Origin of the sequence: Pseudomonas sp. Bc-h, from assembly GCF_002080045.1 — a bacterium.
In the GTDB taxonomy this organism is placed as follows: domain Bacteria; phylum Pseudomonadota; class Gammaproteobacteria; order Pseudomonadales; family Pseudomonadaceae; genus Aquipseudomonas.
This window is the reverse complement of the sequence record NZ_MUIN01000006.1, coordinates 508,698-525,094: the sequence shown is the minus strand read 5'-3', so window position 1 is coordinate 525,094 and position 16,397 is coordinate 508,698. Positions and strand designations below refer to the sequence as shown.

Below are 16,397 nucleotides of genomic sequence, written 5' to 3'. Positions count from 1 at the left end.
GCTGGAGCTGTGCGACAGCAGCGAAGCGGTGGGTCAGATGGCTCATCTGCAACTGACCCATCGCCATCGTCCGAATCGCGGCCCGTACCGTCGTGACCTCCGGCGTCTCCCACAGGAATTGCGTCAGGACGGACAGCTGTGTTCGCTGTTGATCTTGACTTGCTTCTATGTGTTCGCTGTTGATCTTGATCTTGCTTCTAAGCGCACGTCAGTTCAGACGCCACACATCGCGACTTGGGTGCAGGCTGAACGCAGGTGACGTGGAGTGGGCCGAGCGGCATGGATGCCGCGAGAGCCGCCCCCCGCCATGGATGGCGGNCCACACATCGCGACTTGGGTGCAGGCTGAACGCAGGTGACGTGGAGTGGGCCGAGCGGCATGGATGCCGCGAGAGCCGCCCCCCGCCATGGATGGCGGTTGGCGGCGGGCCCACGGAGCGTCGCCGGAGTGAGGGAATTCCGACGAAGGAGGAACCCAACCAGGAGCAGGGACACTTGGTTACTTGGTGTCTTTTCAAGTAACTCGCCGAAGGCGAAACAGGTCTGGCGTTAGCCAGAGCCCTAGCAGCCGCGCCGCTATTAGGTTGGCGTATCCAGATTTCCAGCGGTACACCGAACCCTGTGGGAGACGCTGAAGTTGTGCGACAGCCGCGAAGCGGTGGGTCAGATGGCTCATCTGCAACTGACCCACCGCCATCGCTGCCGTCGTGACCTCCGGCGTCTCCCACAGGAATTGCGTCAGGACGGACAGCCGTGTTCGCTGTTGATCTTGATCTTGATCTGCTTCTAAGCGCACGTCAGTTCAGACGACACACATCGCGACTTGGGTGCAGGCTGAACGCAGGTGGCGTGGAGTGGGCCGAGCGGCATGGATGCCGCGAGAGCCGCCCCCGCCATGGATGGCGGTTGGCGGCGGGCGCACGGAGCGTCGCCGGAGTGAGGGCACCCGAGGAACGAGGGCCAAACCAGGAGCAGGGCCTTTTTGGTTGCTTTTTTGGCTCTTGAAAAAAGTGACCCGCCGTAAGGGCGGAACCAATTTTCGCGCCACCACCGATAATGGATATACACACCAAATCACCGCCAAACCGAGCCAGCACCCCTGCGCGTAAAACCGCTCCGCGGACTAAAACTGGTGCGGTGTTCCAGGCACACCGCAAGCCTTCCACTCAAACCGTATCAACCTTCAGCGAATGATCCCCAAGCATCCCGTTGATGATCGACGCCGTGTCCGGCCCACCCGCCACCACACCGCCCGCTCCAGGCGAGACGCCGTAATGCTGGGCAAGGTTGACCCCGGCCAGGTCGATGGTCTGAGTCGTCGCACCGCCCGCCACACTGCTCACATCAATGGTCGACACCAATGACGCGCCGTTGCCGCTGACGCTGAAGTGCAAGAAATTCTCCAGCGAGTTGGCGTCCGCATGCTCACCCTGCAACAACTGCGACAGGTCGAGCTTGTCGAGGCCGAAGTTGAAGTCGGTCACGGTGTCGTGCCCGGTATTGCCGGCCTGCCACTGGAAGGTGTCACTCCCCGGCCCGCCCGTGAGCGTGTTATTGCCCGGCCCACCGATCAGGATGTCGTCACCCGCGCCGCCGTTCAGGACATCATTGCCCAGCCCGCCATTGAGAATGTTGTTGCCCTGATCGCCAGTGAGGTGGTCGTTGAAGTTGGAGCCGATCAGGTTGTCGATGTTGACCAGCGTGTCGGTCCCCGCCCCACCTGTATGCTGCGGGCCCAGCTCGGCGGTGCTCACGGTAACGCCTGCGGTCGCCAGCGAGTAATTGGCGGTGTTGTTGCCCGCGCCACCATCGAGCAGGTCATTGCCCGGCCCGCTGAAGAGCATGTCGTTGCCATTGTCACCGAACAGCTCGTTGTTGCCCGGCCCTGCGACCAGCACGTCGTTGCCGTCGCCGCCATGCAAGTGGCTGTCCGCCGCGCCCACCAGTACGTCATCGCCGGTGGTGCCCAACAGGGTATGGCCGTCCTGATGCGCAATGTTCACCGCTGCGGTGCTGCTGCCGCCGTGAGGATCGGTGACGGTGTAGCTGCTGTGGACATCCGGAGTGGTGTTGACCGCTGCGTAGTCGATGGACAGGTTCAGTTCGTAATGCCCTTTTACGCCCGGATCGGCCTGGTTGACCACGATCAGACGATAGGTGCCGTCCTCGGTCGCGGTAAAGGTGCCGCCGTCGGCAATGCCGTGATAGACGCCATCTTCGAACTTCCAGGCCATGCCCAGCACGTCGTTGGTCAGGTTGTGATCGACCGTGACGGTTTCCCCCACCTTCAGGTGCACGCTGTACAGATCCTGCGCGTTGGAGGGCGCCGCGTTGACCGCGCCCAGATAGCCGCTGATCACCAACAGTGCCGTGGTGGCTGTGTTGTTGAAGAAGTCGCTGCGGTCCAGGTTCTTCAGGTGATTGCTGTCCTTGTTCTGCGCACCGGCGAACTGAATGGTTTTCAGCGAACCAGCCGTGAAGTCGGCGCCCTTGGCGGTCCAGCCGGTGTTGAACGTGGTCGGCGATGCGGTCAGTGAACCGCCATTGCCCGAGACGTCATTGGCAGCCAGTGCCGCGCCGGGAATCACGATGCTCGAACCGCCGAGGTTGGTGATGACGTTGTCGACCACCGCTGTCGGCGCTTCGTAGACCGGAGGCGGAACCACATGCACGCTCAGGTTGGCCGACGCCAGATCGCCGTCGTAGTCGCTGAGCACGTAGTGAATATTCTCGGTCACCGGCTGAGTGACGCCGGCCGCCGGCGTATAGCTGTATTCGCCGGTGCCCATGTTGATCACCAATGTGCCGTGCTCGCCGGTTACGGTGAGGGTGTTGCTTTGGCCATTGAAGCTGCCGTGGTTCTCGCCGCCACTGGTGGTGACATTGCCCTGATGACTGAACGCCCTCGGGTCGAAGGTGTACGTGGTGCCATCGACCGTCACCGACTTGATGAAGCCCTGATCCGCGCCGAAGGTGCCGCCTTCCAGCAGACTGCCATGCACCCCGCCCTGCACCGTCCCGCTGAGCACCACGTTCAACTGACCAAGATCGGTGACGATCTTCGCGTCGGTGTTGGTGCCGGTGGCGCCGTTGTAGGCGACCGGATTCAGGTAAGTGCTGCTGACATCGGTGCCGACGCCGATGGCGAATGCGTTGATGTGATGGCTGTCGAGAAAGGTCGTCCAGGCATGTTCTTCGGTCGCGTCGATGCCATCGCCCCGTGCCGGATTGGGCACATGGCCCGGATCGGAATGCTGCGGCGATGTGGTGGGATTGCCGTCGGAGAAGAAGTAGGCCAGGTTTTGCGCACCGGCAATCGCGCCCTTCTCGACGAACGCCTGCTGCGCCGCCGCCAGCGCCGCGTCGTAGTTGGTGCCGTTGCCAGCGGTCAGCGCGTTGACCATCGCTTTGGCGGTGGCGACATCCACCCATTCGTTGCTGCCGATGTGCGCCTGGCTGTTGAAGGTCACCAACTGCACTTTCACGTCGCCCAACGCTTCGTATTTGTTCAGCAGCTCGATGATCGCCTGCTTCTCCAGCCCCAGTCGGGTCAGGCCGTTGACGCCTGATGGCTCGTTCATGCTCGCCGAGTTGTCGACGATCAGCATCAGGTTGGTGTCGACGCCCTCGCTGGTCACGGTCTTGTCGATGCAGGCGGCCTTCGGCTGGTCGTCGACGATGGTGATGACGATTTGCGCGGTGGACGAATGCCCCAGCGAATCGGTGACCGTGTAATTGAAGGTGTCGTGGGTGATGTTCGGCCCGTCGTTGGCCGCTGGCTGGCTGTGCGGCGGCGTGGTCAACGTATAGGTGTAGCTGCCGTCCGCGTTCAGGTGCAGCACGCCGTATTGCCCCTGGGCCGTACCGTTGTGTGCGCCATCAAGGCTGAAAGTCAGCGCGCCATAGCCGCCATGGGCCGAGTCGGCCAGGGTGCCGGTTCCGGTTTCGGCGGTCGAGCCCGGGTTGCTGCCGGTGACTTTGCCCGGCGCCAGGTCCTGACCGTCCTTGTGGGTATCGAGCGCGCTTTCCTGCACGGTCACGTCGTGGTCGTTGCAGGCAACCGGCGGGCATGGTGGTGCGACGTTGACGGTGACGGTGGTGGTGCTGCTATCGCCGTCGGCATCGCGGATGGTGTAGGTAAACACGTCCTGCTCGCCGTTCGGTCCGACCAGCGCCGGGTTGCTGTGATAGGTCGCATTGCCCTGAGCATCGACGATCAAGGTGCCGAACAGCCCGGCGATGACGGTGTTCAGTCCGCCACTGGCTGGCGTCGTGGTATCGCCTCCTGCACGCACGCCAACGATCAAACCGTTGGGGCCTGCACCATCGGCACCCGCAGAGTCGTTGAGCAGCAGATTACCGCTGACATCCCCGCCCGCCGCAACGTTGCCGATATCGCAGTGCGCCTGAGGCGTGTCGTCGAGAACCTTGACCACCACACTGCCATCGGCCACATCGCCGTCGTTGTCCACGGCATGCACGGAAATCTGATCATTGAGCGAGGTGCCGTCGCCCTGATTGTGGGTTTCCGGCGTATTGAGCGTGTAGGTGTACGTGACGACACCGGTCGCAGGGTCGTAATGGAGGATGGTCAGCGTGCTGCCCGAAGGCAAGGTGGTGGTTTGTGACGAGGTGCTCTGCACCCCGTTCTCGATGACGTTGATCCCGCCCACGGTCAGGGTTTTCAGACCGTCCGGTGCGCCGATATTGATAGTACCGGTCTGGGTCAGCGCGTCGTGATTCGGATGCGAGCCGCCTGGCAGGTTGGCCTCATCGACCGTGCAGTCGCCCCCGCCGATGGTGACGCCATCGTTGTGGAAAACATTGACCGTGACTGTCGTGGTGCTGGTGTCGCCGTCGGCATCGCGAATGGTGTAGGTGAACACATCCTGCGCATCACCATGCCCGCCGTTGTTTGGGTTGGCGACTGTCTACGGCATGCACCGCGATCTGCTCGTTGTTGATCGTGCCGTCGCCCTGGTTATGGGTTTCCGAACCGTTGAGCGTGTAGCTATAAGTGACCTCCCCTGTCGTCGGGTTGTACGAAATAACCGTGAAGGTGCTGCCCAATGGCAAGGTGGTCGATTGCGGCGCGGTCATCAGCACGCCATTTTCGATGACGTTGATGCCGCCTACGGTCAGGGTTTGCAAACCGTCAGGGGCAGTGATTTTTACGGTGCCGGTCTGGGTCAGTGCGCCGGCATCGGGATGACTGCCGTCAGCAAGATTGGCTTCGCTGACCGTGCAATCGCTGCCACCGATGATCACGCCATCGTTGTGGAAAACATTGACAGTGACTGTCGTGGTGCTGGTGTCGCCGTCGGCATCGCGAATGGTGTAGGTGAACACATCCTGCGCATCACCATGCCCGCCGTTGTTTGGGTTGGCGACCGTGACTGTCGTGGTGCTGGTGTCGCCGTCGGCATCGCGAATGGTGTAGGTGAACACATCCTGCGCATCACCATGCCCGCCGTTGTTTGGGTTGGCGACGTAAGAAGCGTTGCCGCTGGCGTCGACGATCAGCGTGCCGTAGAGGCCTTGAATGACAGTGCCCACGCCACCGGAAACCGGGGTCGAGGTGTCGCTGCCGGCGCGCACGCCAATGATAAGCCCGCCGGCGCCAGGGCCGTCAGCACCCGCAACATCGTTGCCGAGGATATTGCCGCTGGTTTCGCCACCTTCTTTTACATAGCCGATATCGGGGTTGGCTTGCGGAACGTCGTCGGTCACGTGGACATTGATGTTGCCATCCGCCACGTCGCCATCGCTGTCTACGGCATGCACCGCGATCTGCTCGTTGTTGATCGTGCCGTCGCCCTGGTTATGGGTTTCCGAACCGTTGAGCGTGTAGCTATAAGTGACCTCCCCTNGTCTACGGCATGCACCGCGATCTGCTCGTTGTTGATCGTGCCGTCGCCCTGGTTATGGGTTTCCGAACCGTTGAGCGTGTAGCTATAAGTGACCTCCCCTATCGTCGGGTTGTAGCCGAGGATGGTCAGGGTATTGCCCGAAGGCAAGGTGATCGACTGCGGCGAAGTGATTGCCACACCGTTGACGACCACGTCGATGCCACCAATGGTAAGGGTCTGCAAGCCATCGGGCGCACTGACCTTGATGGCGCCATTCTGGTTCAGCGCATCAGGGTCGGGTGTGCTGCCACCCGCCAGATTGGCTTCGTTCAGCGTGACTTCACTGGAGCCGAGGGTCACGCCGTTGTCCACGGGCGGAGGTGGCGGTGGTGGTGGTTGGTCTGGCGGAGGCTGATCCGGTGGCGGCTGATCTGGCGGTGGTTGATCTGGCGGTGGTTGATCTGGTGGAGTCAGGACCGGTGGCGTTACCAAAGGTGGCAAGGTCGCGTTGCTCTGGTTCGGGTCGCCGAAGACTTCGCCATCCGGAACGATAAAGGTGCTCGTCAGACCGGCTGTCGGAAAGCCGATCACCGGGTTTACCACGCCAGCGGTCTCGGTCAGCAGTACGAAAGAGTGTCCGCCTCCCAGCGCTGTGGGCGAACCTCCGGGATTGGCGTTGCCTGCGGCGGGCGGATCGGTGATCTGGCTGGGGTCGGCACCGGCGGCGATCGCCTGTTGCACTTGCTGCACATCCGTCAGCTGGGCCTGGCTCGGCGCGGCATCGGGAGTGTCTATGTGGGTCGCGTGATTGGCGAGGATTTCCGGGGTCAACGGCATGCTGCTGTCGCGTCCCAGGGTCAGCTCACCGCCCTTGGCCAGGTGCACCGCCACCGCTCCGGTGGGTCCGGTCTGCAGTTGCTCGCCGGCATACACCTTGTCGCCTTCGATCACCAGACGCTTGGTGCCATTGCTGGCCACCGCAAAAACATCCCCCACTACCTTCTGCACAGTACCGATCAACCTGGCCATATCCACTCCCTTGCTGCTAATACCGGATCAGAAAATGTTACGAATCCAACAAGAACTGTTCGATCGGCGCACAGAAATGGCTTGAAGCCAGTATCAGACGACAATTTTATGTCGCTGAATTTTTTCAGGTTTTTTTCTCGAAAAACCGCTTGATCGAACGCCGTCAAATTTCCGTTGAAACTCCCACCGCAACCGTACGATGCTTGTAATACGTTGAATACAGGCAATTCCTGAGATGAACCATCGCCTGAAACCCGGAAATGGCATAAGTTTTTTTTGGAATAAGGCTTATGAGAAAAACGTCTGACGTTTTCCCAAAGTTGTTCTTAGCTCTGATGTTACAAACCTGATACGGTTTTAACAGCAAGATCTGACGGTTTTTTGGCGTTAGTAGCACGACAACAATCCAGGGAGTAGTTTCCATGCGCGATTTGACCCCGCTCTACAGTGCAGTTGTGTTGGCGGTCGCCTGCGCCCAAGCGCAAGCCATGTCACTGAATCAGGCGATTCAGAACACCATCGACAATCACCCGGAGATTCACGCCAACGTGAATAACCGATTGTCCGCAGACGAAGACGTGAAAGTCGCCAAGGGAGGCTATCTCCCGACCGTGGATCTGGTGGCCGCCTACGGCCGCGAACACACTGACAGCCCCACCACCCGAGCCTTTGGCAATCACAACGAAGAAACCCTGAACTACACCCAGTCGGAATTGCGCCTGCGGCAGATGCTGTTCGACGGGTTCAATACCAAGAACGAAGTCGGGCGTACCCAGGCGGTGGTCGACTCCCGGGCGTACTACCTGCGCGGCACCTCCGAAAGCCTCGCACTGCGGGCAACCGAGGTATACCTGGAAGTGCTCAAGCGCCGTGAGTTGCTGGACCTGGCCAAGAACAACCTGCAGGCGCACCTGCGCATCAACGACCAGATCGGTTTGCGCAGCAGTCGCGGTATCGGCAGCAACGCCGACAGTGATCAGTCCAAGGCTCGCCGCGCGCTGGCCGAGAACAACTTCTACACCGCGCAAGTGGATCTGGCCGACGCCGAAGCCAACTTCTTCAGTGCCGTGGGCAAGATGCCCGACCAGCTCGAAGCCCCGACCACAATCAAGGGTGAGGTGCCAAAAAGCCTGAGCGAGGCGCGCCAGAGCATGCTGGTCAACAACCCCTATCTGAAATCGGCGCAGGCGGACGTCAATGCCGCCGAGAAGCAGTATGAAGTCGCGAAATCCCCGTTCTACCCGCGCTTCGATGGCGAACTGGCGGTCGGCGCGAACGACAATCTGCAGGGTGAGGAAGGACACGACAACGAATGGCGTGCCGCCGTGGTGATGAACTACAACCTGTTCAACGGCAACCGCGACAAGGCGCGTCTGAACTCGGACTCGTACAAGACCGGTCAGGCGATGGACATCCGCAACAACGCGTTGCGCATGCTCAACGAGAACCTGTCCCTGGCCTGGAACGCCATGAACAACGCCCGCGTGCAGACCCCGATCGCCCGCGAATATGCCGAAACCACGACCAAGGTTCGCGCCGCGTATCAGGATCAGTTCGGCCTAGGCCAACGCACCCTGCTCGACCTGCTGGACAGCGAAAACGAGCTCTACAACGCCGCCCGTCGCTACACCGAGCTGCGCTACACCGAAGAGTTCTCGATGTACCGGGTGCTGGCCACTGAAGGCGAGCTGTTGCGCAAAGAGCGCGTTGTATTGCCGGCCGCAGCGGTCGCTCTGACAGATGTCAAAAGCGAAGCCCGGTTGCCAGAGCTGAAGTAGCAAGCAGCGCACTTAGCGCGGGAGAAGTCTGTGACCAGCATGCCGCCGTCAATAGAATCAGCACAACCGTTTGACCCTCGTTCGAACTTCGACGATCCGCTGCTGGATGGCTTGCTCATCCTCTGCCGGCTCCACGATTGCAGCGCCAGCCGGACCAGCCTCAGCGCCGGTCTGCCGCTGGCGCAACAGTCCTTGAGCGTCGATCTTCTGCCACGCGCCGCCGCTCGCGCCGGTCTGCAGGCGCGCGTTCTGCGCCGCAGCCTGGACGCCATCGACGGTCTGAACCTGCCCGTATTACTGCTGCTCAAGGGCAATCGCTGCGCGGTCCTTCGACGATGGGAAGAAGACGGTCGGGCGCTGATCCTGCCAAGCGAAGCAGACGGCGGCGAACAACGCGTGACCCGTGAAGAGCTGGCAACGCTCTACACTGGCCAGGCGCTGTTCGCCCGCCCCCGCCATGAACTGGAAAACCTGCGAGCGCCGCTGGTGCCGCGGGTCAATGCCTGGTTCCGCGACACCCTCAAGCTGTCGCGTTGGCTGTACAGCGACGCGATTCTCGCCAGCCTGATGATCAACCTGTTGGGGTTGATGGTGCCGCTGTTCGTCATGCAGACCTACGACCGCGTCGTGCCCAACCAGGCGACGTCGACTTTGTGGGTATTGGCGATCGGTCTGTTGATCGGTACGGCGTTTGAGCTGACCCTGCGTCTGGTGCGCGCGCGCCTGCTGGATCAGGCCGGCAAGAAGACCGACGTCATCCTCTCGGCGACGCTGTTCGAGCGCATCACCGGCATGGCCATGAAGGCCCGCCCGGCAAGCATCGGCGGTTTCGCCCAGAGCATTCATGACTTTCAGGGGCTGCGGGAATTCCTCACCGCCGTCACCCTGACCAGCATCATTGACCTGCCCTTCGCCGTGCTGATGCTGGCGGTGATCGGCCTGCTCGGCGGCTGGCTGGTGGTGATTCCGCTGGTGGCATTCCCGACCACCATCCTGTTTGCGTGGATCATCCAGATGCGTCTGCGCGACACGGTCGAACGCAGCCTCGCGCTGGGTGCCGAGCGCCAAGCCCTGCTGGTGGAAACCCTCGGAGGCCTGGAAACCCTCAAAGCCTGCGGCGCCGAAAGCGAACGCCAGCACAAGTGGGAACACACTCACGGCGCTCTTACCCGCCTGGACAGCCACGCGCGTGATCTGTCGGCACTGGCCAGCAACGGCACACTGTTCATTCAGCAGTTTTCGGGAATGGCGACCATCATCGCGGGCGTCTACATCATCATTGCCGGCAACCTCAGCGTCGGTGCTCTGGTCGCCAGTTACATGCTCGGCAGCCGGGTACTCGCGCCGCTGGGACAGATCGCCGGGCTGATCACACGTTATCAACAGGCGCAGGTCACCATGCGCAGCACTGACGCGCTGATGGCCCTGCCGCAGGAACGCGAGCCCGGCAAACACCCGCTCCAGCACACCCAGCTCAAGGGCGCAGTGGAAGTGGTCAAGGCCAGTTTTGCGTATGGCGGGCCGGGCACTCCGGCAGCCTTGAACGACGTCAGCATCGTCGTTCGCCCCGGCGAGCGCATCGGCATCATCGGCCGCAGCGGTTCGGGCAAAAGCACGCTGGCGCGGATGATGATGGGTTTCTACGCACCGGACGAAGGCCAGTTGTTGCTGGACGGCCTGGACCTGCGCCAGGTGGATGTCGCCGATCTGCGCCAGCAAGTGGGTTATGTCGCCCATGACCTGCCGTTGTTGGCGGGCAGCCTGCGCGACAACCTCACCCTCGGCGCTCGCTACGTCACCGACGCGCGGATGCTGGAAGTCGCCGAATTGACCGGTGTAACAGACCTGGCGCGAAACCATCCGCTGGGCTTCGATCGCCCGGTCGGCGAACGCGGACAACTGCTTTCCGGTGGTCAACGTCAGGCGGTACTACTGGCCCGCGCGCTGTTGCTCGATCCGCCGATCATGCTGCTCGACGAACCCACCAGCCACATGGACAACGGCAGCGAAGACATCCTGCGCCAGAAGCTGTTCGATCTGATGCAGGGCAAGACCCTGCTGCTGGTCACTCACCGCATGTCGATGCTGAGTCTGGTGGACCGGCTGGTGGTGCTGGACAACGGCAAGGTGGTCGCCGACGGTCCCAAAGAGCTGGTCGTCGAAGCACTGCGCAAGGGCCGTGTCGGCCCGGCCACGGTTTAAGGAGCGTTCCCTATGTCATCCGCTCACAGCTATTTTCACCCTGGTCGCCAGGTCGATACCGAGTTCATGCCGGAAGTCGCCGGCGTGGTTGCGCAGGACTCATCACGAGGTTCGCGGATCACGGTCTGGATCGCTGCTGCGCTGATCATCAGCGCACTGGTCTGGGCCAAGTTCGCGGTGCTGCAGGAAGTCACCATGGGCGAAGGCAAGGCGATTCCGTCGAGCAAGGTCCAGGTGATCCAGAATCTGGAAGGCGGCATCGTCACCGAGATTTTCGTCCGTGAAGGGCAGATCGTGAACAAGGGCGACACCCTGCTGCGCCTGGACGACACGCGGTTCCTGTCGAACAAGGGCGAGAGCGAAGTCGACAAATACACGCTGATGGCGCAAGTGGATCGCCTGTCGGCCGAATCCGAAGGTCGTCCCTTCAAGCCGTCCGCAGAAGTGCTGAGCAAGGCGCCGCAGTCGGCGGCCGATGAACAGTCGCTCTACGACTCGCGGCAACGGCGTCTGGCCAGCGAACAGCGCACCCTGCAGGAACAGCTGCGGCAGAAAACCCAGGAAGTGGCCGAGTTTCGCTCCAAGCAGGATCAGTACCGCAACCAGCTCGGCTTCATTCAGCAGGAGCTGAGCATGTCGGCGCCACTGGTCAACAGCGGGGCCGTGTCGCCTGTGGAGATCATCCGGCTCAAAGGCAAGGCCTCCGAAGCGCGTGGCCAGATGGACGCCACATCACTGGCGATTCCTCGCGCGGAAGCGGCCATCAACGAGATCAAGAGCAAGATTCAGGAATCCCTCGACAGCTTCCGTTCCGATGCGGCGAAAGACCTGAACGACAAGCGCTCGGACCTGGCCAAGGCCAGTGCCACCAGCATCGCCATCGATGACCGCGTGACCCGCACCACGGTGACGTCGCCGGTAAAAGGCATCGTCAAGACGCTCAAGGTCAACACCATCGGCGGTGTGGTTCAGCCCGGCAGCGACATGGTGGAAATCGTGCCGCTGGAAGACAACCTGCTGATCGAAGCCAAAGTGCGGCCACAGGACGTCGCCTTCCTGCACCCCGGCCAGAAAGCCATGGTGAAATTCAGCGCCTATGACTACACCATCTACGGCGGCCTGCCGGCGAAACTGGAACTGATCGGCGCCGACACCACCACCGACGACAAGGGCAACACCTTCTACCTGATCCAGGTGCGCACCGACAAAAACCACTTGGGCAGCGACGCCAAACCGCTGCTGATCATTCCGGGGATGGTCGCGACGGTGGACATCATCACCGGCGAAAAGAGCGTGATGGATTACCTGTTGAAGCCGGTCCTCAAAGCCCGGACCGAGGCGCTGCGGGAGCGGTGATTTTCTCAGATCAAACCATCCGCACCGGGCCGCCGTACTGTGCCACCAATACATCGGCAGTGAGCAGGGTGAAGCCCTCAATCGTGGCCTGCGAGACCAGGATTCGATCAAACGGATCCTTGTGGATAAGCGCAAGGCTCTCAACCGCGACCGCATCCTGATAGTCGGCTGACGAGGACTTATCGTTTCTTCTTGTCATCTTTCTCGAACGCCGCCTGCAAGGCATCATTGATCGTGCGCAGCACCTTTACCCGCGCCCAGCGTTTGTCGTTGGCTTCGACCAGGGTCCACGGGGCGATTTCGGTGCTGGTGCGGTCGACCATGTCGCCCACGGCTTCGCGGTATTGCGGCCATTTCTTGCGATTGCGCCAGTCGTCGTCGGTGATCTTGTGGCGTTTGAAGGGGATCTTTTCCCGGGATTTGAAACGCTCCAGCTGGGTTTTGTCGTCAATCGCCAGCCAGAACTTCACCACCACGATGCCGGCGTCGGTGAGCTGCTCCTCGAAGTCGTTGATCTCGGTGTAAGCCCGCAGCCAGTCGGCCTCGGAACAGAAGCCTTCGACCCGCTCGACCAGCACCCGGCCATACCATGAACGGTCGAATACTGTGAATTTGCCCCGCGCCGGGATCTGCCGCCAGAAGCGCCACAGATAAGGCTGCGCACGTTCATCTTCGCTGGGCGCGGCAATTGGCACGATGTGGTATTGCCGAGGGTCGAGGGCGCCCGCGACCCGCTTGATCGCCCCGCCCTTGCCTGCCGCGTCGTTGCCTTCGAACACTGCCACCAGCGCGTGACGACGCATACGTTTGTCGCGCATCAGGCCGGACAGTCGCGCCTGTTCGGTAATCAGTTGTTCTTCGTAATCGTCCTTGTCCAGCGCCAGGGTCATGTCCAGATTGTCCAGCAGACTCAGCTCATCGGTGTTGCTCGGCAACGGCCCGAGGTTGACCAGATTGGTGCTGCCCTCGGGGGTCTTGAGGGCGTTTTGCAGACCTTCCAGCAGCAGACGGCCAACCGTCAGGCTGCGGTAGTTGGGGTCCAGACCCTCGATCACATGCCAAGGCGCGTAGTCGCGGCTGGTGCGACGCAGCACGCGCTCGCCGAAACGCACGAATTTGTCGTAGGTCTTCGATTGCTGCCAGTCCAGCGGGCTGATGCGCCAACTGTGCAGGGGGTCATCCTTGAGGGTCTTGAGGCGCAGCTTCATCTGCTTCTTGGACAGGTGAAACCAGAACTTGAAGATCACCGCGCCTTCGTCGACGAGCATTTTTTCCAGGCGTTCGGCAGCGTTGATGGCCTGATCCAGCACCGGGTCCTTGTACTGTTTGTGTACCCGCCCCTGAATCATCTGGCTGTACCAGTTGCCGAAAAACACGCCAATCCGGCCTTTGGGCGGCAACTGGCGCCAGTAACGCCAGACGGGTGGGTGGGCCAGCTCTTCGTCGGTCTGCTGATCGAAGGTGCGTACTTCGATGAAGCGCGGGTCCATCCATTCGTTCAGCAGCTTGACAGTCTCGCCCTTGCCGGCGCCTTCGATCCCGTTGATGAGGATGATGATCGGACGCTTGGCCTGTTCATGCAGCTCGAACTGAGCATCGAGCAAGGCTTCGCGCAGGGCGGGGACTTCAGCGTCGTAGGTTTCGTCGTCGATGGTGTGGCCGATTTCAGCGGATTCGAACATGTACGGCTCCTGTTCCTGATCGCTCAAGACTAGCGGATCTGATGAGTCAGTGAGGGCTATGACCGCGAATCCCGGCCATGGGTCAATTCGCCTGCTGCAACCTGGCCCTGGCGCTGGGTTAAGATGCGCGCCTTGCTCCCGCCAAAGTTCGACCATGACCACTATCCAGCACGCCCAGCTCGACTGGGACGAAAACGGTAACCCGATCTCCCGGGCGTTCGCCGACGTCTACTTTTCCAACGAATCGGGGCTGGCCGAAACCCGTCATGTGTTCCTGACCCAGAACGACCTACAGGCGCGCTTCACTGCGCTCCCCGTGGACGGGCGCCTGGTGATTGGCGAAACCGGCTTTGGCACCGGGCTGAATTTTCTCTGCGCCTGGCAACTGTTCGAAGCCTGCGCCACGCCCGGGGCACGCCTGCAATTTGTCAGCGTCGAGAAATACCCCCTCAACCGCGTCGACCTTGAGCGAGCCTTGGCCCTGTGGCCAGAGTTGAAGGTGTTCGCCGACCCGTTGCTCGACCAGTACGTCGCCATTCATGAGGGGTTCCAGCGGCTGGTGTTCGATGGTGGGAGGGTGACGCTGACGCTGCTGATCGGCGATGTGCTGGAGATGTTGCCGCAACTGGACGGGCAGATCGACGCATGGTTTCTTGACGGTTTCGCGCCCTCGAAAAACCCGGAAATGTGGACCCCTGAACTGTTCGCCGAGCTGGCGCGTCTGGCCGCGCCGGGCTCCACCATCGGCACCTTCACCAGCACCGGCTGGGTGCGTCGCGCGATGAACGCGGCGGGTTTCAAGATGAAGCGCGTGCCGGGCATCGGGCATAAATGGGAAGTGCTCAAGGGCGCGTTTATCGGCTGGCCGGAAGATGTGCCCACTCCTGCCCCTGCGAAACCCTGGTTTGCGCGTCCTGTACTGGAGCTCGAAGAGCGCAAGGCACTGGTGATCGGCGCCGGTCTTGCCGGTTGCGCGACTGCCGCCAGCCTTGCGGCGCGGGGTTGGCAGGTCAGTCTGCTGGAGCGTCATGCCGATCTGGCGCAGGAAGCGTCGGGCAATCCTCAAGGCGTGCTGTACCTGAAACTGTCAGCCCATGGCACAGCGCTTTCGCAATTGATCCTCAGCGGTTTCGGCCACACCCGTCGCCTGCTGGAACGCCTGCAGCGTGGCGTCGACTGGGGCGATTGCGGCGTGCTGCAACTGGCCTTCGACGAAAAGGAACGTGAACGTCAGGCGCAATTGACCGAAGCGTTTTCCTCTGATCTGCTGCATGTGCTGGAGCGTCCTGAAGCTGAAGCGCGGGCGGGTATCGCCTTGAGCAGCGGCGGTCTGTTTTACCCCGAAGGTGGCTGGGTGCATCCCCCTGCCCTGTGCCGTTATCAGGCTGGGCAGCCGAACATTCGCCTGTTGCCCCATAACGATGTGGTCGAGCTACGACGTGAAGGTGAACACTGGCAGGCGTGGGATGGCGAGCGACTGCTGGACTCGGCGCCGGTGGTGGTGCTGGCGGGTGCAGCGGAGGTCAAGCGCTTTGCGGCCAGTGCAGACTTGCCACTCAAGCGTATTCGCGGGCAGATCACTCGCCTGACAGAAACCCCCTCGAGTCGGTCGTTGAACACCGTTGTCTGCGCAGAAGGTTATGTGGCGCCGGGGCGTCTGGGCGAACACACGCTGGGTGCCAGCTTCGACTTCAAGAGCGACGACCTGACACCGACCACGGCCGAGCATCTGGGTAATCTCGAGTTGCTGCGGGAAATCTCCGAAGATTTGACCCAGCGCCTGGGGGTCAATGCGCTGCCTGCCGAGCAGCTTGAGGGCCGCGCGGCTTTTCGTTGCACCAGCCCGGATTACCTGCCCATCGTCGGGCCGCTGGCAAACAAGGAAGCGTTTCTTGAGGCCTATGCGGCACTGCGCAAAGATGCCCGACAAGTCCCGCAGACCGCCTGCCCCTGGCTCGACGGCTTGTACGTCAACAGCGGGCATGGTTCGCGCGGGTTGATCACGGCGCCCTTGTCCGGCGAGCTGATCGCCGCATGGCTGGATAACGAGCCGCTGCCTCTGCCCCGCAGCGTGGCCGAGGCCTGTCATCCGAACCGGTTTGTACTGCGCGGCTTGATTCGAGGCAAGTGACACCCATCAGCTACAGATTGATCATTGCCGCCACTTTTGCGCACGCCGCGAAACCTGTGGGAGATGCCGGCGGTCACGACGGCAGCGAACGCAGTGGGCAGGCCATACATCAACGCCTGCACCACCGCTTCGCCACTGTCGCACAGCTCCAGAAGCTCCCACAGGTTCGGCGTCGTTCGGATAATCTGCATACCCTCTCTCGTGGAAGACGCCGGGAGTTGCAGGAATACTGCAAAACCTGTGGGAGACGCCGGAGGTCACGACGGCAGCGAACGCAGTGGGCAGGCCATACATCAACGTCTGCACCACCGCTTCGCCACTGTCGCACAGCTCCAGAAGCTCCCACAGGTTCGGCGTCGTTCGGCTAATCC

At 61.7% G+C, this 16,397-nt stretch carries 11 protein-coding genes; 5 read left to right on the top strand and 6 right to left on the bottom strand.

Annotated elements, in window-relative coordinates; translation table 11 throughout:
* Positions 1–259, top strand: a 259-nt coding sequence (locus BWR59_RS32620) for a hypothetical protein (protein WP_218191192.1), incomplete at its 5' end; no start/stop codon positions are given.
* Between the two features lie 906 nt (positions 260–1,165).
* On the opposite strand, the gene BWR59_RS12950 is transcribed toward BWR59_RS32620, so the two are convergent.
* From BWR59_RS12950 to BWR59_RS33110, 3 genes are read right to left on the bottom strand one after another with little or no spacing between them, the layout of a single operon-like run.
* Positions 1,166–4,885 carry a type I secretion C-terminal target domain-containing protein gene (locus tag BWR59_RS12950; protein ID WP_343286985.1) on the bottom strand — a complete coding sequence of 1,240 codons (3,720 nt, stop codon included), beginning with the start codon at positions 4,883–4,885 and terminating at the stop codon, positions 1,166–1,168.
* Between the two features lie 10 nt (positions 4,886–4,895).
* Positions 4,896–5,783, bottom strand: a complete 888-nt coding sequence (locus tag BWR59_RS33115) for a hypothetical protein (protein WP_343286984.1) — start codon at positions 5,781–5,783, stop codon at positions 4,896–4,898.
* On the bottom strand, positions 5,771–6,877 hold the full coding sequence (locus tag BWR59_RS33110) for a retention module-containing protein (protein WP_343286983.1): 1,107 nt from the start codon (positions 6,875–6,877) through the stop codon (positions 5,771–5,773). The genes BWR59_RS33115 and BWR59_RS33110 overlap by 13 nt, the downstream gene beginning before the upstream one ends.
* 422 nt (positions 6,878–7,299) lie before the next feature.
* Between BWR59_RS33110 and BWR59_RS12945 the strand changes: the two genes are divergently transcribed.
* From BWR59_RS12945 to BWR59_RS12935, 3 genes are read left to right on the top strand one after another with little or no spacing between them, the layout of a single operon-like run.
* On the top strand, positions 7,300–8,655 hold the full coding sequence (locus BWR59_RS12945; protein WP_081566014.1) for a TolC family outer membrane protein: 1,356 nt from the start codon (positions 7,300–7,302) through the stop codon (positions 8,653–8,655).
* 39 nt (positions 8,656–8,694) lie between these two features.
* Complete coding sequence (locus tag BWR59_RS12940; RefSeq protein WP_081566042.1) at positions 8,695–10,857, top strand: type I secretion system permease/ATPase; 2,163 nt, start codon at positions 8,695–8,697, stop codon at positions 10,855–10,857.
* A gap of 12 nt (positions 10,858–10,869) precedes the next feature.
* On the top strand, positions 10,870–12,213 hold the full coding sequence (locus tag BWR59_RS12935; RefSeq protein ID WP_081566013.1) for an HlyD family type I secretion periplasmic adaptor subunit: 1,344 nt from the start codon (positions 10,870–10,872) through the stop codon (positions 12,211–12,213).
* A gap of 10 nt (positions 12,214–12,223) precedes the next feature.
* Here the strand turns inward: BWR59_RS12935 and BWR59_RS12930 are convergent, their stop codons facing one another.
* Positions 12,224–12,412 (bottom strand): twitching motility protein PilT, encoded by a 189-nt coding sequence (locus tag BWR59_RS12930; protein ID WP_081566012.1) that lies wholly within the window; start codon positions 12,410–12,412, stop codon positions 12,224–12,226.
* Positions 12,393–13,895 carry a polyphosphate:AMP phosphotransferase gene (gene pap / locus BWR59_RS12925; protein ID WP_081566011.1) on the bottom strand — a complete coding sequence of 501 codons (1,503 nt, stop codon included), beginning with the start codon at positions 13,893–13,895 and terminating at the stop codon, positions 12,393–12,395. Before pap ends, BWR59_RS12930 begins: the two co-directional genes overlap by 20 nt.
* 154 nt (positions 13,896–14,049) lie before the next feature.
* On the opposite strand from pap, the gene mnmC reads away from it, so the two are divergent.
* Entirely contained in the window at positions 14,050–16,026 is a 1,977-nt protein-coding gene (mnmC, locus tag BWR59_RS12920) for a bifunctional tRNA (5-methylaminomethyl-2-thiouridine)(34)-methyltransferase MnmD/FAD-dependent 5-carboxymethylaminomethyl-2-thiouridine(34) oxidoreductase MnmC (RefSeq protein ID WP_081566010.1), read from the top strand.
* Here mnmC and BWR59_RS31965 read toward each other — a convergent pair.
* Complete coding sequence (locus BWR59_RS31965; RefSeq protein WP_143490819.1) at positions 15,981–16,217, bottom strand: hypothetical protein; 237 nt, start codon at positions 16,215–16,217, stop codon at positions 15,981–15,983. The genes mnmC and BWR59_RS31965 overlap by 46 nt on opposite strands.
* Positions 16,218–16,397: the final 180 nt, after the last annotated feature.